The following is a 17,458-nucleotide window of genomic DNA, read 5'->3' as shown; positions in this document are numbered from 1 at the left end:
CTCCTCAGCGGCTACAAATGGCACGGGTCTCAGCGATAAACCCCATCCTTCCCATGCCCGGCCATCGCCTTGTTGCTGCGCACGCCGATCATTTGCCTGATATCGATCCAGTCAATGCCCTGGGCCTTGAGCTTGGGCAGCTCCCGTTCAAGCACGGCGAGGGTTTGCGGGTAGGGATGGCCGATCATCACCGCCGAACCTTGCTTGCGCGCCAGATTGATCGCGGTATGCAGTTGTGTGGTGATCGCCTGCTCGGTACGTACGTCATCGAGAAACACATCCCGCGAAACACTGGCCAGGCCGATTTTTTGCGCCTCGGCCGCCGCGACCGTCTGCGCGCTGGTGCGGCTGTCGACAAAGAATTTGTGACGTTGCTGCAAGTTGCCCATCAGCCAGGCCATCGCTTGTGGCTGGGAGGTCATGCGGCTGCCCATGTGGTTGTTGATACCGCTGGTGTAGGGCACTGCCTTGAACGCGGCGTTGAGGCGCTTTTCAAGTTCGTCGACAGGCAGGTCCGGGTGCCAGGCAAAGGGCCCGGTGGCCGGGTCCATTGGCATGTGCAAAATGACGATCTTGCCGGCCTTGTGGGCTTCGCGGGCAAATTCGGCAGCATGGGGGGTGTCGGGCATCACGGCGGTGGTGACCGGGCCGGGCAGCGCCAGCACGCGGCGGTCCCGGGGCAGGTTTTGCCCAAGGTCATCGATAATCAGGCTCAGGTAAGCCTTGTGCGGTGTGGCGGGCGCGCTGACCGGTGCCGCGTGGGCGGTACCGGTCAGGCAGCAGAGCAGGGTGAGGGCCAGGGAAAGACGCACCTCAGTTGCCGCGTGTGATGCTCAAGCCTTTAAGCAGGCTCAGGGCCTGGCTCAGCTGGAAGTCATCGTCCTGAGGCATCGGCTTGGCTTTGGGGCCGGAGCCGGTCGGCTTGTCGGCACCGCCGTTACCATTGCCGAGGTGACCTTGCAGGTCGGCCTCTTTGTAGTACTCGGTGTCTTGCTCGCGGGTGATCCTGGCGCGGCTGACTTCGATGTCCGGAACAATGCCCTGGGCCTGGATCGAGCGCCCGTTCGGAGTGAAGTACAGCGCCGTGGTGATCTTCAGCGCGCGGTCATTGTTCAACGGCAGTACGGTTTGCACCGAGCCTTTGCCGAAGCTGGTGGTGCCCATCACCACACCACGCTTCTGATCCTGCAAGGCACCGGCGACGATCTCTGACGCCGAGGCGCTGCCGCCGTTGATCAGTACCACCAATGGCACGCCTTCGCTCAGATCCTTGCCGGTAGCCGAGAAACGCAGCTCAGAGTTGGCGATACGGCCCTTGGTGTAGACGATCAGACCTTTGGTGATGAAATGGTCTACCACTTCAACTGCCGACTGCAGCACGCCGCCCGGGTTGTTGCGCAGGTCAAGGATGATGCCCTTGAGGCGTTTGTTGCCGTTTTCCCTGCGCAGTTTGGACAGCGCAGCGGCCACTTCTTCGCCAGTCTTGACCTGGAACTGGGTTATGCGGATGTAGCCGTAGCCGTCTTCAAGCAGCTGGGCCTTGACGCTCTTGACCTGGATATTGGCCCGGGTCAGGGTTACGTCAAACGGTGCGCCACCGTTGCGTACCAGGGTCAGGGTGATTTTCTGACCGATCTTGCCGCGCATTTTGTCTACGGCCTCGGTCATGCTCAGGCCACGGGTGGGCTGACCATTGATCTTGACGATTAAGTCACCGGCCTGGATGCCGGCTTTGCTGGCAGGGGTGTCGTCGATCGGCGAGACGATCTTGATGTTGCCGTCTTCAGTGCCGACTTCAATGCCCAACCCGCCAAATTCGCCGCTGGTGCTTTCCTGCAGCTCGGCGAAATCTTCCGGCCCCAGATAGGCAGAATGCGGGTCGAGGTTGCTGAGCATGCCCTTGATGGCATTCTCCAGCAGGGTTTTGTCGTCTACCGGCTCAACATAGGCGGCCTTGATCCGATCCATGACCTCGGCAAATGTGCGCAGCTCTTCCAGAGGCAGCGGTGCCTTGGCGCTGGTAGCAGCCCCGGCTGGCGGAATGCTCGGTTCGGCAGCAAATGCCAATGGCGAGCCGATCAGCAGAGCGATCGTCAGGGCCAGCGAGTTGAGGCGGGACAAATGCGGCATGTTGAGCGAACTCCTACGTATTAAAGGTGATGGACTCATCCCTGAGTGCGACACCATTGTGCAGGGTCGCTTGGGCGTCCCTGCTGACGAATAGCAAAATACAGTGCTGGCGTGGCCTGCCCACCGCTGTTGCCCACGGTGGAAATTACCTCGCCGGCTTTTACAACGTCGCCGGCAGACTTGAGCAACGTCTGATTGTGGCCATACAAGCTTAAGAAACCATTACCGTGGTCCAGAATCACCAGTTGGCCAGCGCCGCGCAGCCAGTCGGCAAACACCACGCGCCCGCCGTGTACGGCGTGTACCTGGGTGCCGGCACCGGCGCTGATCATCACGCCGTCCCACTTGGTGCGCGAGTCGTCGCCACGGGTTTCACCGAAACGTGCAAGCAGTCGACCATCAACTGGCCATGGAAGTTTGCCCCGGGCTTGAGAAAAAGCACCGCCGTAAGACGCACCTGCGCTGGAGACCAATGGCCCCGGTGTGGATTGCACCGGTTTTCGCGGGGCATCGGTAACGACCGATGCAGCCTCGCGCTGGCGTTTTTTCTCGGCTTCCTGCTGCGCAATCAGGGCTTTTTGCCGCGCCTGCTCGGCTTCGCGGGCCTGGCGGGCGAGGGTTTCTTCGATGGTCTTGAGGACTTTAGCCAGATCGGCCTGATCCTGCTCGCGGGCCTGCAACTTCTGGTCGCGGTCCTTTACGTCGGTATTGAGCTTGGCCAGCACTTGCTGGCGCTCTGCACGCACCTTGTCGAGCTCGGCGCGCTGGGTGTCCAGGCTGCTTTTCTGGGTCAGCAGTTGCGCTTGCTGCAAGTTGATATCGGCCTCGACATTGGCCAGTTGGCGCAGTGTCTCGTTGAAGCCTTTGAGCTGGGCCAGACGGGCTTCGCTCAAGTAGTCGTAATAAGTGAGGGTTCGGGCGAACTTCTCGGGGTTTTGCTGGTTGAGCAGCATCTTCAAGTATTCCTGACGCCCACCCTGATAGGCGGCGCGGGCCTGAATGGCGATCAGACGTTGCTGTTCAAGTTTTGCGCTGTGGAGTTTTTTTTTCTCGCTATCTAAGCGCAGCAGCTCGCCTTCACTCTTTTTTAGTTCTTGTTGCAGGGTTTCAACCTGCCTCTCCAGCTTGCCGATTTCGGTTTCGGTACCGCGCAGGTCTTTCTGCACGCCGGACTTTTCTTCCTGCAGCTTGCCCAGGAGCTTTTTCAGCTCGCTGATATCCTGGCGCGTGGCATCCAGCTGCTGTTGGGTTTGCGCGCGCTCGTCGGCAAACGCCGGTTGGAGCATGCATGCGAGGGTCAAGGCTATAAGGGCGCGAAGCATGGGGCGGGCGACACCTGGGGAACGGGACGGCCTAGTATGCCCGCCCTCGTCACCTATAAGAAATGGATGAAGGTGAAATTGTAGCCGTTGATCCTGTGGGAGCGGGCTTGCTCGCGATAGCATCACCACGCAATGCCTGATGCACCGCGTCGCCGGTATCGCGAGCAAGCCCGCTCCCACAGGCATTGCGTTGTTTTAAGCGTCGACCAGAATCGATTTGCCGGTCATCTCTTGCGGCTGTGGCAGCCCCAGCAGTTTGAGCATGGTGGGTGCCACGTCGGCCAGCACGCCGCCTTCGCGAACTTTGAGCGAGCGCTTTCCTACATATATAAACGGCACGGGCTCACAGGTGTGGGCGGTATGCGCCTGGCCTGTGGACTCGTCTTCCATCTGCTCCACGTTGCCGTGGTCAGCGGTGATCAGGGCTTCGCCGCCGACCTTGTCCAGTGCTTCCACGATACGGCCCACGCAGGCATCCAGGCATTCAACTGCCTTGACGGCTGCGTCGAATACGCCGCTGTGGCCAACCATATCGCCATTGGCGTAGTTGACCACGATCACGTCATAACGCTGGTTTTCGATGGCATCGACGATATGGTCGGTGACTTCGGGGGCGCTCATTTCCGGTTGCAGGTCGTAGGTGGCGACTTTGGGCGACGGCACCAGAATGCGCTCTTCACCCGGGAACGGCTCTTCACGGCCGCCCGAGAAGAAGAAGGTCACATGGGCATACTTCTCGGTTTCTGCAATGCGCAACTGGGTTTTGCCGTTTTTGGCCAGGTAATCGCCCAGTACGTTTTCCAGGCTGCCGGGCGCGAATGCGCTGGGTGCCGGGATACTGGCAGCGTATTGGGTCAGCATCACGAAACCGGCCAGTTTTGGCTGGCGGGCGCGGGCGAAGGCGTTGAAATCATCTTCAACGAATACGCGGGTCAGCTCGCGGGCGCGGTCGGCGCGGAAGTTCATAAAGACCACGGCGTCGCCGTCTTCCACTGTCACCGGCTCGCCGATGGTCGTGGCTTTGACGAATTCGTCGCTTTCGCCACGTGCGTAGGCAGCTTCCAGGCCTTCCTGGGCGGTAGCGGCGTTGAACTCGCCCTTGCCGTCGACGATCAGGTTGTAGGCCTGCTCTACGCGGTCCCAGCGATTGTCACGGTCCATGGCGAAGTAACGGCCGATCAGGCTGGCGATACGGCCTTTGCCCAGGTCCTTGAACGCTTCGTCCAGCAGTTCAATGGAAGATGAGGCACTTTTTGGCGGGGTGTCGCGGCCATCAAGGAAGGCGTGCAGGTAGATTTTTTCTGCGCCGCGCTTGAATGCCAGCTCGGCCATTGCGATCAGGTGGTCCTGATGGCTGTGAACACCACCATCGGACAGCAGGCCCAGGATGTGCACGGCCTTGCCTGCAGCCACGGCCTTGTCGACCGCGGCGCAAATGGTCGGGTTTTCAAAGAACTCGCCATCGCGGATGGATTTGGTGACACGGGTGAAATCCTGATACACCACGCGGCCGGCGCCCAGGTTCATGTGGCCGACCTCGGAGTTGCCCATCTGGCCGTCAGGCAGCCCGACATCCATGCCCGAACCCGAGATCAGGCCGTTCGGCATGCTCGCGCAAAGACGATCCAGCACCGGTTTCTTGGCCGAATAAACGGCGTTGTATTCGTGACTTTCACTGTGACCGAAGCCATCCAGGATGATCAGGACCAAAGGTTTAGGCGTGGTAGTCATAGATCCCACTCGTGGCTGGTTTATAAGAAGGTATACAGAGGACGCGCAGTTTAAAGCGAAGTTCATGTGGCGTCACCGCCGGGCGGGGTTTGGCCGACCAAGGTGGCTGTGTATACTGGCCCACATTTTACGACCCTGGAACCTTCTGATGGTTGAGCACCTGATTGCATTTGCGACTTCCCACTACCTGCTTGTAGGCGCGTTTGTCATCCTGCTGGCGCTGTTGATCGCCCACGAGATGAGCCGTGGCGGGCGCAGCATCAGCACGGGCGAACTGACCGGCCTGGTCAATCGCGACGAAGGTGTGGTGATTGATATTCGCCCGGCCAAGGATTTTGCCGCCGGCCACATCGTGGGTGCTATTAATATCCCGCAAGACAAACTGATGGCGCGCATTGCCGAGCTGGACAAGCACAAGGGCAAGACCATCATTCTGGTCGACGCTGCCGGCCAGCACTCGGGCGGCCATGCCCGTGAGCTGCTCAAGGCTGGTTACAATGCTGCCAAGCTGTCTGGCGGCATTTCCAGCTGGCGCGCTGACAACCTGCCAGTGGTGAAGTAACTATGTCCAAGGTCATCGTTTACTCCAGCGACTATTGCCCTTATTGCATGCGTGCCAAGGCTCTGCTTGAGAACAAGGGTATTGCCTTCGAAGAGATCAAAGTCGACGGCAAGCCACAGGTACGTGCCGAGATGGCTCAGAAGGCAGGCCGCACGTCGGTTCCGCAAATCTGGATTGGCAACAAGCATGTTGGCGGATGCGATGACCTGTTTGCTCTGGAGCGCGCAGGTAAATTGGATGCGCTGCTGAACGTCTGACTCTCATTCTCTATAAGCCCCAAGATCAACAAGGATCTGTGATGACTGACCAACAGAACACCGCCGCTGTTAGCGATGAAGACACCGCACCACAATTCTCCCTGCAGCGCATCTACGTGCGTGACCTGTCGTTCGAAGCGCCAAAAAGCCCGGCGATCTTCCGTCAGCAGTGGGAGCCGAGCGTTGGCCTGGATCTGAACACCCGTCAAAAGCCGCTGGAAGGCGACTTCCACGAAGTGGTTCTGACCCTGTCGGTTACCGTTAAAAACGGCGACGAAGTGGCTTTTATTGCTGAAGTGCAACAGGCTGGCATCTTCCTGATCAAAAACCTTGATCCAGCGTCGATGAACCACACTCTGGGCGCGTTCTGCCCGAACATCCTGTTCCCGTATGCCCGCGAAACCCTGGACAGCCTGGTGACACGTGGCTCGTTCCCTGCGTTGATGCTGGCTCCGGTGAACTTCGATGCCCTGTACGCGCAAGAACTGCAGCGCATGCAGGAAGAAGGCAGCCCGACTGTTCAATAAACAGCCGATTGCCAAAAAAAAGCGCCTGAGGGCGCTTTTTTTGTGTGTGGGAGCGGGCTTGCTCGCGATTGAATCGCTGCGGTGCAACAGGTACATCGCGTAGCTTTCATCGCGGGCAAGCCCGCTCCCACAGGGTGTGTGTTTACTTGAAGCCTAGCTGGCGCCAGGCCTCATACACGGCGACCGCTACGGTGTTAGACAGATTCAGGCTGCGGCAGCCTTCGCGCATAGGCAGGCGCAGGCGGTGCTCGCCGTCCAGGCTGTCGAGCACTTCGGGCGGCAGGCCACGGCTTTCAGGGCCGAAGAGAAAAGCATCGCCCTCGGCAAACTGCACGTCGTGAAACGGCCTGGAGCCTTTGGTGGTAAAGGCGAACAGGCGCGGATGGCCCAGGCTTTCCAGGCAACTGGCCAGGTCGGCATGACGCTTGAGCGGCGCATACTCGTGGTAATCGAGCCCGGCACGGCGCAAGCGCTTGTCGTCCAGCTCAAAACCGATAGGCTCGATCAAATGCAGGTGGCAGCCGCTGTTGGCGCACAGCCTGATAATGTTGCCGGTATTCGGCGGAATTTCTGGTTGAAAAAGGATGACGTGAAACATGCACGGCTCCGAACTTAAAGATGGACAGCATTCTACGCTTGAAGAGGACCCGCGACCGAAACTATGGCCACGGGTTTTAGGTTCTTTGGCGATAGTCGGTGTGATGGTGGGGATGATGATCGGTCGATTGACCGCGCCAACCCCTGTAGAGCTGCAGCAGGTGGACGTGCTGCCCGGCGGCCTGGTGGTGTGGTTCAGCGCCGAGCCCAAGCTGCATGGTGAGCTGGTCGACGGCACGCTGGGGTTGCTGTTTGATGCCAGGGGCAAGGTGCAGAGCGGCCAGTTGACGTTTAACGGCAAGAGCGTGAACTGGCGGGTGCGTGATACGGATGGCGGGTTGCTGCTGACCCTGGTGGCGGCCCGTGCCTTGAAGGGCGACTGGGCCGGGGCGTCGCAAGATGGACGCTGGCGGTTGCAGGTGAACCTGCGAGAGTAATAAAAGAGGGAATTCCAGCCTGCCTGTACCGGGTTCCCCAAAAGCGCTGTGCGCGTTGATGCAAAAGGCATCAAGGCTGCGGTGTAAAAGTGGGGAGTCTTGACCTGCCTGTATCAAGGTCCCCTAAAGCGGTGTTGCGTGTAATAGGTATTGCAGGGCGCGTGCCAGTTTTTGATTTTTTGTAAAAATTGCCCCTTGAGTACGCAAAAGCCCCGGAATCCGGGGCTTTTGTTTGGGGGCTGATTTTGTTCCCGGGTTTGGCGCAAACCCTTGAGCTAGAGCTGTGCACGATATTGGGGCGGGTTGCTTGAGGGTGGTGCGGTCAGATCAAGAGCCCCTAACCCTCTTCCGCAGGGAAAGGGGACTAAAGGCAAAAGCAGATTTATGAAACACCACCCATCAGCTCCCTCTCCCTACGGGAGAGGATTGGGGTGAGGGCGCTTTTGAACGGCTTCAAGCCTCGTCGCCCTCATCCTCGTCGCCATCGATCTTCATGCCCAGTTCCTTGATCTTGCGGGTCAAGGTATTGCGGCCCCAGCCCAACAGCACGGCAGCGTCGCGACGGCGGCCTGCGGTGTGCTTGAGCGCCGTCTCGATCATGATCCGCTCAAAGGTCGGCACTGCACTGTCGAGCAGGTTGGACTGGCCACGCCCCAGCGCCTGGTCAGCCCACTGGCGCAGTGCCTGCTCCCAGTTGGTGACAGGGGAGGCGTCCTGTTGCAGGTTGAGCAACTCGGGAGGCAGGTCGCCGATATGCACTTCGCGACCCGAAGCCATCACCGTGATCCAGCGGCAGGTGTTCTCCAGCTGGCGCACGTTGCCTGGCCAGGGCAGGTTTTTCAGGTACTGCTCGGTCTCGGCCTTGAGCAGTTTTGGCTCTACGGACAGTTCTTGCGCGGCGCTGCTGAGAAAGTGCCGGGCCAGGGTCGGGATATCTTCACGGCGGTCTGACAGGCGCGGGATATGGATGCGGATCACGTTCAGACGGTGGAACAGGTCTTCACGGAACTTGCCGGCCTGCACCAGGGTTTCAAGGTTCTGGTGTGTGGCTGCGATGATGCGAACATCGACCTTGACCGGCGTGTGCCCGCCAACCCGATAGAACTCGCCATCGGCCAGTACCCGCAGCAACCGGGTTTGGGTGTCCGCCGGCATGTCGCCGATCTCATCGAGGAACAGGGTGCCGCCATCGGCCTGCTCAAAACGGCCCCGGCGCAGGTTTGCAGCGCCAGTGAAAGCGCCTTTTTCATGGCCGAATAGCTCGGATTCCATGAGGTCCTTGGGGATCGCAGCCATGTTCAATGCGATAAATGGCGACGCGGCCCGCGGGCTGTGGCGGTGCAGGGCGTGGGCCACCAGCTCTTTGCCGGTACCTGATTCACCGTTGATCAGCACCGTGATGTTGGAGTGGCTCAGGCGGCCAATGGCACGAAACACCTCTTGCATCGCCGGGGCTTCGCCGATGATTTCCGGCGTCGGGGCCAGCGTCGGCGCTACGGCCAGGCCTTGCTGCTCCTGGGCGTGCTGGTTGGCGCGCTTGACCAGAGACACGGCGTCATCGACATCAAACGGCTTGGGCAGGTATTCGAATGCGCCGCCCTGATAGGACGCTACCGCGCTGTCCAGATCGGAATGAGCGGTCATGATGATGACCGGCAGGCGCGGGTGCTGTTCGCGGATTTTGGCGAGCAGGTCCAGACCGCTGGAGCCGGGCATGCGGATATCGGAAATGATCACGTCAGGCTGTTGGCGAGCCAGTCGGCTCATGACCCCATCGGCACTGTCGAAACTTTGTGTGGTCATGCCTTCCTGTTGCAAGGCTTTTTCCAGTACCCAGCGGATTGAACGGTCGTCGTCGACGATCCACACGGTTTCACTTCGGCTCATGTCGATGCGGCTCCTTGTTCCAGTGGTAGAAAGATCGAGAAGAGTGTGTGGCCGGGGTGGCTTTCACACTCGATCAACCCCTGGTGCTGACTGATGATGTTTTGCGTGATGGCCAGGCCAAGCCCGGTACCGTCCGGGCGGCCGCTGACCATCGGGAAAAACAGGGTGTCTTGCAGCTCGAACGGTATGCCCGGGCCGTTGTCGATAATTTCGATTTTTGTCACCAGCCGGTGGCGTATGTGGCCAATGGTGAACTGGCGCATGGCGCGGGTGCGCAGGCTGATGCGGCCCAGGCGCAGCTCATTCTGGCTGCCGATGGCCTGCATGGCGTTGCGCACGATATTGAGTACTGCCTGGATCATCTGTTCACGGTCGATCAGCAGGTCAGGCAGGCTGGGGTCATAGTCACGCACCAAAGTGATGCTGCCCTGGGTCTCGGCCTCGACCAGGTTGCACACGCGCTCCAGTACTTCGTGGACGTTGGTCATGGCCAGCGACGGCAGTTTGTTGGAACCCAGCATCCGGTCGACCAGATTACGCAGGCGATCTGCTTCTTCGATGATGACGTTGGTGTAGTCGCGCAGGTTTTCGTCGGGCAATTGCCGGGCCAACAGCTGGGCCGCACCGCGAATGCCTCCCAGAGGGTTCTTTATCTCGTGGGCCAGGCCGCGCACCAGCATCTTGCTGGTTTCTTGCTTGGACAGCTGGGCTTCTTCTTTGGTGATGCGCAGCAGACGGTCGCGGGGGTGTACCTCAAGCAACAGCATGGTGCCGCCATTGCTCAAGATGGGCGTTACGGCATAGTCCACCGTCAGGTTCTGGCCCGTCAGCGAGGTCAGCATGGCTTCGCGTTTGGTAAACGGGTGCGCTTGCTCAACTGCCTGGCGCAGCGAGTGCAGAGCCTCGGTGGACTCCGTAAAGAGCTCGCTGATGAACTGGCCGTGACTGCGTTGACCGCTGATCGCCAACAGCATCTCTGCCGCCGGGTTCATGTACTCAAGGCGCAAATCAGCATTGAGTAAAAGCGTGGCAGTGGTCAGGTTGTCGAGTAACAGTCGGTGCAGGGCGTCACTGATGGTCATGGGCCGATCCCGGATTGCGTGCGCGGTGAAGCGCTGGTGCAAGGAAAATGCAAAAACCAAACCAAGGCTCCGAAAAGAAGCGTCGCTCCCCTGAAATAGGCGTTTACAAGCTGGGCGCATATCGCCGCAGCCCGGCATGCGAATGTTTATGAACCAAATTGGGCTGGTAAGTGCACTATCAAACTATAGTCGCACCAATATAGTGCAATTTAGATGAATGGATTCAGTTGCCTGAAAATGTGCGCGGGATATTTGCTATGGGTGCAGCCAGAGGTTGTGTACCGCGATCGAGCGCACACCGGTCACAAGCCCCGAGTGTGCGATGCGACACAGGCAGCGCCCACTCTGAGGTGACCACCGTTTTGCGTTTCGAACGCAGCTTCCGGTACCTGCTACGGGCCTTGCGTGGTTAATGGGACAGCGGCATGCCGGGCGTGCCTGCATAGAACACGATCAGTTCTACGGGGGCCTTGCCGCTGGTGCCTCGATGGGAAGTATTGACCATCTCGGGCAGTACCTGGCCAGGTTTGAGCGTGGTTTTGTGCATGCCGTCTTCGGTTTCGACCAGCAGTTCACCAGCGACCACGTAGGCGATATTGGGCATGGGGTGCGTGTGCCATTTCAGTGCGGTGTTGGCCGGGAGTGTGATTTTGACCACGGTGAATTCCGGCTTGCCGTCCGGCCAGGTGTAAGGGGTGCCTGTCCAGGATTGGCCTGTCTTGAGCAGTTGTTCGACCGTTACTGCAGTGGGTGAACTGTTGCAGCCCAGCATGAGCAGGCAGGCGCATGCCAGCAGCAGGGTTTTGAGGGCGAGTAAGGGGTGCATGTCAGTCTCCATTGGTTGAGTGGCGACAAACTACCGGTCACTCAGCAGGGTGGCTGTCAGGTGCAGGCACGAATCCAGAAGCTCTGATCCGATGCTTGTGTAAGACGGCGCCCACAAAAAAGCCTCCCGAAGGAGGCTTTTTCAAATCACGCCGCTTGCGCAGGCGTCACCGGATTAGCAGCTGTAGTACAGCTCGTATTCCAGTGGGTGTACGAAGGTACGAACCTGGATTTCTTCTTCGCTTTTCAGGGCGATGTACGCGTCGATGAAGTCGTCGCTGAAAACGCCGCCTTTGGTCAGGAACGCGCGACCTTTGTCCAGTTCCTCCAGGGCCTCTTTCAGGCTGCCGCACACTTGCGGGATCTCTTTGGCTTCTTCAGGCGGCAGGTCATACAGGTTTTTGTCCGCTGCGTCGCCAGGGTGGATCTTGTTCTGGATACCGTCCAGACCAGCCATCATCAGTGCCGCGAAGCACAGGTACGGGTTGGCTGCCGGATCCGGGAAGCGTGCTTCGATACGGCGAGCTTTAGGGCTGGACACGTAAGGAATACGGATCGAAGCCGAACGGTTGCGAGCCGAGTAGGCCAGCATTACCGGTGCTTCGAAGCCTGGTACCAGACGCTTGTAGGAGTTGGTAGCCGGGTTGGTGAAGCCGTTCAGGGCCTTACCGTGCTTGATGATACCGCCGATGAAGAACAGGGCAGTGTCGGACAGGCCGGCATAGCCTTCGCCTGCGAAGGTGTTCTTGCCATCTTTGGAGATGGACATGTGAACGTGCATACCCGAGCCGTTGTCGCCGTACAGAGGCTTTGGCATGAAGGTAGCGGTACGGCCGTAGGCATCTGCCACGTTGTGTACGCAGTATTTCAGGGTCTGAACTTCGTCAGCCTTTTTCACCAGGGTGTTGAACTGCACGCCGATTTCGTTCTGGCCAGCAGTTGCCACTTCGTGGTGGTGAACTTCGATAACCAGGCCCATCTCTTCCATGGCGTTGCACATGGAGGTACGGATTTCGTGGTCATGGTCGAACGGCGGAACCGGGAAATAACCGCCTTTGACGCCAGGACGGTGGCCTTTGTTGCCGCCTTCCACGTCCTGGTCGGACATCCACGAACCCTGTTCGGAGTAGATCTTGAACATGGAGCCGGAAATGTCGGACTTGAACTTCACCTGGTCAAAGATGAAGAACTCTGGCTCCGGGCCAACGAAAACGGTGTCGCCGATACCGGTGGACTTCAGGTATTCCTCGGCACGGGTAGCGATGGCGCGTGGGTCGCGGTCATAGCCTTGCATGGTCGACGGTTCGATGATGTCGCACACCAGGATCAGCGTAGGCTGTTCGGTGAACGGGTCCAGAACAGCCGTGCTGTCGTCTGGCAGCAGGATCATGTCGGACGCTTCGATGCCTTTCCAGCCAGCAATGGAGGAGCCGTCGAACATTTTGCCGTCGGTGAAGAAGTTTTCATCCAGCGCATCACGGGCCGGCATGGTCACGTGGTGCTGAGTACCTTTGGTATCAGTGAAGCGCAGATCAATCCACTTGACGTCATGATCTTTGATGAGTTGAACCGACTTCGACATAGTGTCCTCCGGGGTGGCTTAGGGCTGGTAGTGGAATGCCCTTAATAAGTGGTTGATGCCGGCGCGAATACTCTGCCAAGGCAACCTGCCTCACAAGGGAGCAAATTGCATGCCAGTGCCCCGACTTGGGCGTAATGCGCCAATCTCAAGCAGGTAAGCGGGGCAGACTACCGATTAGCCGCGTTTATCGCACCCAAATGAAGCGAAATCTGGCGTTTATGTTCTATTTTGGTGCGATGAAAACCGTTTGTACGATAACTGGTTAAACCTTGAGCAATTTCCGCTATAATCCGCGCCCCCCTTTTTTGGCAGGCTGCTCGCGCGCTGTTTTCATGAAACTAATCGTTAAAGTCTTCCCCGAAATCACTATCAAGAGCCGTCCGGTTCGGATGCGTTTCGTCCGTCAATTGGCCAAAAACATCCGTACTGTGCTCCGCGATCTGGACCCGGCTGTGGTGGTGACGGGCGTGTGGGACAACATCGAGCTGCAAACGCGCGTAAGTGACCCTAAAGCCTTGAAAGAAATGACCGAACGCCTGAGCTGCATGCCGGGCATCGCGCATTTTCTGCAGGTTGACGAGTACCCGTTGGGCGACTTCGACGACATCGTTGAAAAGTGCAAATTGCACTTCGGCGAAGCGCTGGCGGGCAAGATCTTTTCGGTGCGTTGCAAGCGCGCTGGCAAGCACCCGTTTACCTCGATGGAAGTCGAGAAATACGTCGGCAGCAAGCTGCGTCGTGAGTGCGGTGCGGCCGGAATCGAGCTGAAAAAGCCAGAAATCGAAGTTCGCATTGAAATTCGCGACCAACGGTTGTTTGTGATTCACAACCAGCACGACAGTATTGGTGGCTACCCGTTGGGTTCGCTCGAGCAGACCCTGGTGCTGATGTCCGGTGGTTTCGATTCTACCGTGGCGGCCTACCAGATCATGCGTCGCGGCCTCATGAGCCATTTCTGCTTCTTCAACCTGGGCGGACGTGCCCATGAACTGGGCGTGATGGAAGTCGCGCACTATATATGGAAGAAGTACGGCAGCTCCCAGCGCGTGCTGTTTGTGAGCGTTCCGTTCGAAGAAGTTTTGGGCGAAATTCTCGGCAAAGTCGATAACAGTCATATGGGCGTCATTTTGAAGCGTATGATGTTGCGCGCTGCAACGCGTATTGCCGAACGCCTCGATATCGAAGTGCTGGTGACCGGTGAAGCGATTTCCCAGGTGTCGAGCCAGACGCTGCCCAACTTGTCGCTGATTGATTCGGCTACAGACAAGCTGGTGTTGCGCCCGCTGATCGCCAGCCACAAGCAGGACATCATCGATCTGGCAGAAGAAATCGGTACGGCTGACTTCGCCAAGCATATGCCTGAATATTGCGGGGTGATTTCGGTCAACCCCAAGACCCACGCCAAGCGCAACCGCGTGGAGTATGAAGAACAACAGTTTGATATGGCCGTGCTTGAGCGTGCGCTCGAGCGGGCCAAACTGGTGCCGATTGATCGGGTAATCGATGAATTGGGCCAGGACTTGCAAGTCGAAGAAGTCAGCGAAGTGCTGGCGGGCCAGATCGTAATCGACATCCGTCACCCGGATGCTCAGGAAGATCAACCGCTGGAACTGGCTGGCATCGAAGTACAAGCGTTGCCGTTCTATGCTTTGAACAGCCGCTTCAAGGAACTGGATGACACCCGTCAGTACCTGTTGTATTGCGACAAAGGCGTGATGAGTCGCCTGCATGCTCACCATTTGCTCAGTGAGGGACATGCCAATGTGCGCGTTTATCGACCGAGCTAAGAGCCCGGGGCTGTATGCCTGTGGCCTGCGTCACCGGCCCCCCGACGCCGCCGTCAAGCTGTAACGGCTTGCACGGACTCTACTGTTAATCGCTGCCTGGACTCAGTCAGCACACCGAATCCTCTGATCGAGATACACAAGTGATCGAAAATCTACGTAACATCGCCATCATTGCTCACGTTGACCACGGTAAAACCACCCTGGTAGACAAACTCTTGCGTCAATCCGGCACCCTGGAGCGCAACGAGCTTAACGACGAACGCGTAATGGACTCCAACGACCAGGAGAAAGAGCGCGGTATTACCATTCTGGCGAAAAACACCGCCATCAACTGGAACGGCTACCACATCAACATCGTGGATACCCCGGGCCACGCCGACTTCGGCGGCGAAGTTGAACGCGTAATGTCGATGGTTGACTCCGTTCTGCTGCTGGTTGACGCTCAAGACGGCCCTATGCCGCAAACCCGTTTCGTGACCAAGAAGGCTTTCGAAGCCGGCCTGCGTCCAATCGTGGTCATCAACAAGGTTGACCGTCCGGGCGCACGTCCGGACTGGGTTCTGGACCAGATCTTCGATCTGTTCGACAACCTGGGTGCTACCGAAGAACAGCTGGACTTCAAAGTGGTTTACGCCTCTGCCCTGAACGGTATTGCTGGTCTTGACCACACCGACATGGCTGAAGACATGACCCCGCTGTACCAGTCGATCGTCGACAACGTACCAGCACCAGCCGTAGACCGTGACGGTCCGTTCCAGATGCAAATCTCGGCACTGGACTACAACAGCTTCCTGGGCATTATCGGTGTTGGCCGTATCGCTCGTGGTCGCGTCAAGCCGAACACCCCGGTTGTTGCCATCGACGCTGACGGCAAGCGCCGCAACGGTCGTATCCTGAAGCTGATGGGTCACCACGGTCTGCACCGTGTAGACGTTGAAGAAGCTTCGGCAGGCGACATCGTTTGCATCAGCGGTATGGATTCGCTGTTCATCTCCGACACCCTGTGTGATCCGATGAACGTTGAAGCGATGAAGCCGTTGACCGTTGACGAGCCAACCGTTTCCATGACCTTCCAGGTAAACGACTCGCCTTTCTGCGGTAAAGAAGGCAAGTTCGTGACTTCCCGTAACATCAAGGAACGTCTGGACAAAGAGCTGCTGTACAACGTTGCTCTGCGCGTTGAAGAAGGCGACTCGGCTGACAAATTCAAAGTATCGGGCCGTGGCGAGCTGCACTTGTCCGTACTGATCGAAACCATGCGTCGTGAAGGCTTCGAAATGGGCGTTGGTCGTCCAGAAGTGATCATCCGCCTGGTTGACGGCGTCAAGCACGAACCGTTCGAAAACGTCACCATCGACCTGCCTGAAGAATCTCAGGGCAAGGTGATGGAAGAGATGGGTCTGCGTAAGGGCGACCTGACTAACATGGTGCCGGATGGCAAAGGCCGTGTGCGTCTGGAATACAACATCCCTGCTCGTGGTCTGATCGGTTTCCGTAACCAGTTCCTGACCCTGACCAACGGTGCTGGTATCCTGACCTCGATCTTCGACCGTTACGACGTGATGAAGTCGGGCCACATGTCCGGCCGTCAGAACGGCGTTCTGGTATCGGTTGAAACTGGCAAGGCGCTGACCTACTCCCTGGAAACCCTGCAGGCGCGTGGCAAGCTGTTCGTTGAGCACGGTCAAGAGATCTACAACGGTCAGATCGTTGGTCTGAACAGCCGTGACACCGACATGGGCGTTAACCCTACCAAGGGCAAGAAGCTCGACAACATGCGTGCTTCGGGTAAAGACGAAACCATCGCTCTGGTTCCACCTGTTCGCTTCACTCTGGAACAGGCTCTGGAATTCATCCAGGACGACGAGCTGTGCGAAGTGACTCCTAAGTCCATCCGTCTTCGTAAGAAGATCCTGGACGAAGGCGAGCGTACCCGCGCTGCTAAAAAGGCCAAAAACTAAGTTACTTAGTTAGCGGTTACAAAAACGCCCCCGACCTTGCGGTCGGGGGCGTTTTTTTATGGTCGGGATTTGACTCGTTCATCGCTGCCCGTGCTGCGGCGAGCGCGGTCTGTCAGGTCATTTGCGTACAGGCCATCGCGGGCAAGCCCGGCTCCCACAGGGGGCTGTGGTAATTGTGGGAGCGGGCTTGCCCGCGAAGCGATCTGTCAGTCGATTCTACGCTGCAGGTTAAAAATCCATCAGCTTGACGCTGCTGTTCTTGCGCTCAACGGCCTTGGGCACATACGCGCAGTAACCTGGGCGCGGGCCAATCCGCGGATGGTTGCGGCAGGTATCCGGGCGAATCTCATAAATCGTGCACATGCGCGATTTGCGGTCCAGGTACAGGCAGTCGTTATTGCTCATGCGCTGCAGGGTGAAAATCCCGGACTTCTGGTTGAAGCGCTCAACGATCCCTTCCTTTTGCAGGCGCTTGGCGATGTTCTTTGGCGGGTCGCCCATCTCGAACTCGTCAACGATGCCGATGCGGATCAGGTCTTTGATTTTGACCTCGACCGGCAAGGTGCAGCAGCTGGAAATGCAGGAGCCGCACATGGGCGCGGAGTATTTGGCCCAGGTATCGAGACGGTCGATTTCCGCGGCGGCGATCAGGTTGGACTTCATCAGACTTGTATTCCAGCGTGCATCAGGGCGCGCGATCATACCGGGGTTGCTGAAGGAGTGAACAACCATTTGCCGGTTTTTCGATCAGAGCCATGTTTTAAAGCGTTC

Annotated in this window: 16 protein-coding genes; 6 read left to right on the top strand and 10 right to left on the bottom strand. The window is 58.3% G+C overall.

Annotation, left to right across the window (positions count from 1 at the left end; translation table 11 throughout):
• Nucleotides 1–29 precede the first annotated feature (29 nt).
• The 4 genes from GHO03_RS10765 to gpmI all read right to left on the bottom strand — a co-directional run bounded on the left by GHO03_RS10765 (nucleotide 30) and on the right by gpmI (nucleotide 5,183).
• Nucleotides 30–812, bottom strand: a complete 783-nt coding sequence (locus GHO03_RS10765) for a divergent polysaccharide deacetylase family protein (protein WP_095017756.1) — start codon at nucleotides 810–812, stop codon at nucleotides 30–32.
• 1 nt (nucleotide 813) lies between these two features.
• Nucleotides 814–2,130, bottom strand: coding sequence for a S41 family peptidase (locus GHO03_RS10760; RefSeq protein ID WP_095000787.1), 1,317 nt, complete (start codon nucleotides 2,128–2,130; stop codon nucleotides 814–816).
• A gap of 35 nt (nucleotides 2,131–2,165) precedes the next feature.
• Nucleotides 2,166–3,452 carry a murein hydrolase activator EnvC gene (locus GHO03_RS10755; RefSeq protein ID WP_133143899.1) on the bottom strand — a complete coding sequence of 429 codons (1,287 nt, stop codon included), beginning with the start codon at nucleotides 3,450–3,452 and terminating at the stop codon, nucleotides 2,166–2,168.
• Between the two features lie 195 nt (nucleotides 3,453–3,647).
• On the bottom strand, nucleotides 3,648–5,183 hold the full coding sequence (gene gpmI / locus GHO03_RS10750; RefSeq protein ID WP_095000789.1) for a 2,3-bisphosphoglycerate-independent phosphoglycerate mutase: 1,536 nt from the start codon (nucleotides 5,181–5,183) through the stop codon (nucleotides 3,648–3,650).
• 148 nt (nucleotides 5,184–5,331) lie between these two features.
• Between gpmI and GHO03_RS10745 the strand changes: the two genes are divergently transcribed.
• From GHO03_RS10745 to secB, 3 genes are read left to right on the top strand one after another with little or no spacing between them, the layout of a single operon-like run.
• Nucleotides 5,332–5,745: a rhodanese-like domain-containing protein gene (locus GHO03_RS10745; protein ID WP_086799305.1), complete on the top strand. Its 414-nt coding sequence runs from the start codon at nucleotides 5,332–5,334 to the stop codon at nucleotides 5,743–5,745.
• A gap of 2 nt (nucleotides 5,746–5,747) precedes the next feature.
• Nucleotides 5,748–6,002, top strand: coding sequence for a glutaredoxin 3 (gene grxC / locus GHO03_RS10740; protein WP_095023766.1), 255 nt, complete (start codon nucleotides 5,748–5,750; stop codon nucleotides 6,000–6,002).
• A gap of 41 nt (nucleotides 6,003–6,043) precedes the next feature.
• Nucleotides 6,044–6,529, top strand: coding sequence for a protein-export chaperone SecB (gene secB, locus GHO03_RS10735; RefSeq protein WP_003438592.1), 486 nt, complete (start codon nucleotides 6,044–6,046; stop codon nucleotides 6,527–6,529).
• A gap of 142 nt (nucleotides 6,530–6,671) precedes the next feature.
• Here the strand turns inward: secB and trmL are convergent, their stop codons facing one another.
• Nucleotides 6,672–7,127 carry a tRNA (uridine(34)/cytosine(34)/5-carboxymethylaminomethyluridine(34)-2'-O)-methyltransferase TrmL gene (gene trmL, locus GHO03_RS10730; protein ID WP_095000791.1) on the bottom strand — a complete coding sequence of 152 codons (456 nt, stop codon included), beginning with the start codon at nucleotides 7,125–7,127 and terminating at the stop codon, nucleotides 6,672–6,674.
• Between trmL and GHO03_RS10725 the strand changes: the two genes are divergently transcribed.
• Complete coding sequence (locus GHO03_RS10725; protein ID WP_095017754.1) at nucleotides 7,126–7,563, top strand: hypothetical protein; 438 nt, start codon at nucleotides 7,126–7,128, stop codon at nucleotides 7,561–7,563. The genes trmL and GHO03_RS10725 overlap by 2 nt on opposite strands.
• Nucleotides 7,564–8,016: 453 nt before the next feature.
• On the opposite strand, the gene ntrC is transcribed toward GHO03_RS10725, so the two are convergent.
• From ntrC to glnA, 4 genes are all read right to left on the bottom strand, one after another.
• Nucleotides 8,017–9,450 (bottom strand): nitrogen regulation protein NR(I), encoded by a 1,434-nt coding sequence (ntrC, locus tag GHO03_RS10720; RefSeq protein ID WP_088378458.1) that lies wholly within the window; start codon nucleotides 9,448–9,450, stop codon nucleotides 8,017–8,019.
• Nucleotides 9,447–10,532, bottom strand: coding sequence for a nitrogen regulation protein NR(II) (gene glnL / locus GHO03_RS10715; RefSeq protein WP_095000793.1), 1,086 nt, complete (start codon nucleotides 10,530–10,532; stop codon nucleotides 9,447–9,449). Before glnL ends, ntrC begins: the two co-directional genes overlap by 4 nt.
• 409 nt (nucleotides 10,533–10,941) lie before the next feature.
• Nucleotides 10,942–11,358 (bottom strand): cupin domain-containing protein, encoded by a 417-nt coding sequence (locus tag GHO03_RS10710; RefSeq protein WP_095023767.1) that lies wholly within the window; start codon nucleotides 11,356–11,358, stop codon nucleotides 10,942–10,944.
• A 174-nt stretch (nucleotides 11,359–11,532) separates the two neighbouring features.
• A complete protein-coding gene (glnA, locus tag GHO03_RS10705; protein WP_095000795.1) occupies nucleotides 11,533–12,939 on the bottom strand; it encodes a glutamate--ammonia ligase in 1,407 nt (468 codons plus the stop codon).
• A 332-nt stretch (nucleotides 12,940–13,271) separates the two neighbouring features.
• Here glnA and thiI point away from each other — a divergent pair, with 332 nt between their 5' ends.
• Together thiI and typA are read left to right on the top strand one after the other, a co-directional pair.
• Nucleotides 13,272–14,726, top strand: coding sequence for a tRNA uracil 4-sulfurtransferase ThiI (gene thiI / locus GHO03_RS10700; protein WP_133143898.1), 1,455 nt, complete (start codon nucleotides 13,272–13,274; stop codon nucleotides 14,724–14,726).
• A 140-nt stretch (nucleotides 14,727–14,866) separates the two neighbouring features.
• Nucleotides 14,867–16,687 (top strand): translational GTPase TypA, encoded by a 1,821-nt coding sequence (typA, locus tag GHO03_RS10695; protein WP_016783126.1) that lies wholly within the window; start codon nucleotides 14,867–14,869, stop codon nucleotides 16,685–16,687.
• 228 nt (nucleotides 16,688–16,915) lie between these two features.
• Here typA and GHO03_RS10690 read toward each other — a convergent pair whose 3' ends face one another.
• Nucleotides 16,916–17,353 carry a YkgJ family cysteine cluster protein gene (locus tag GHO03_RS10690; RefSeq protein WP_095001087.1) on the bottom strand — a complete coding sequence of 146 codons (438 nt, stop codon included), beginning with the start codon at nucleotides 17,351–17,353 and terminating at the stop codon, nucleotides 16,916–16,918.
• Nucleotides 17,354–17,458 lie beyond the last annotated feature (105 nt).

Source organism: Pseudomonas sp. FSL R10-1339 (assembly GCF_009600545.1).
GTDB lineage: Bacteria > Pseudomonadota > Gammaproteobacteria > Pseudomonadales > Pseudomonadaceae > Aquipseudomonas > Aquipseudomonas bubulae.
This window is presented reverse-complemented; position numbering and strand designations above follow the sequence as displayed.

Bases quoted from the DNA above. Each gene is read 5' to 3' on its own strand.
- GHO03_RS10760 (WP_095000787.1), bottom strand. From the start codon at position 2,130: ATGCCGCATTTGTCCCGCCTCAACTCGCTGGCCCTGACGATCGCTCTG.
- GHO03_RS10755 (WP_133143899.1), bottom strand. From the start codon at position 3,452: ATGCTTCGCGCCCTTATAGCCTTGACCCTCGCATGCATGCTCCAACCG.
- gpmI (WP_095000789.1), bottom strand. From the start codon at position 5,183: ATGACTACCACGCCTAAACCTTTGGTCCTGATCATCCTGGATGGCTTC.
- GHO03_RS10745 (WP_086799305.1), top strand. From the start codon at position 5,332: ATGGTTGAGCACCTGATTGCATTTGCGACTTCCCACTACCTGCTTGTA.
- grxC (WP_095023766.1), top strand. From the start codon at position 5,748: ATGTCCAAGGTCATCGTTTACTCCAGCGACTATTGCCCTTATTGCATG.
- secB (WP_003438592.1), top strand. From the start codon at position 6,044: ATGACTGACCAACAGAACACCGCCGCTGTTAGCGATGAAGACACCGCA.
- GHO03_RS10725 (WP_095017754.1), top strand. From the start codon at position 7,126: ATGCACGGCTCCGAACTTAAAGATGGACAGCATTCTACGCTTGAAGAG.
- trmL (WP_095000791.1), bottom strand. From the start codon at position 7,127: ATGTTTCACGTCATCCTTTTTCAACCAGAAATTCCGCCGAATACCGGC.
- ntrC (WP_088378458.1), bottom strand. From the start codon at position 9,450: ATGAGCCGAAGTGAAACCGTGTGGATCGTCGACGACGACCGTTCAATC.
- glnL (WP_095000793.1), bottom strand. From the start codon at position 10,532: ATGACCATCAGTGACGCCCTGCACCGACTGTTACTCGACAACCTGACC.
- GHO03_RS10710 (WP_095023767.1), bottom strand. From the start codon at position 11,358: ATGCACCCCTTACTCGCCCTCAAAACCCTGCTGCTGGCATGCGCCTGC.
- glnA (WP_095000795.1), bottom strand. From the start codon at position 12,939: ATGTCGAAGTCGGTTCAACTCATCAAAGATCATGACGTCAAGTGGATT.
- thiI (WP_133143898.1), top strand. From the start codon at position 13,272: ATGAAACTAATCGTTAAAGTCTTCCCCGAAATCACTATCAAGAGCCGT.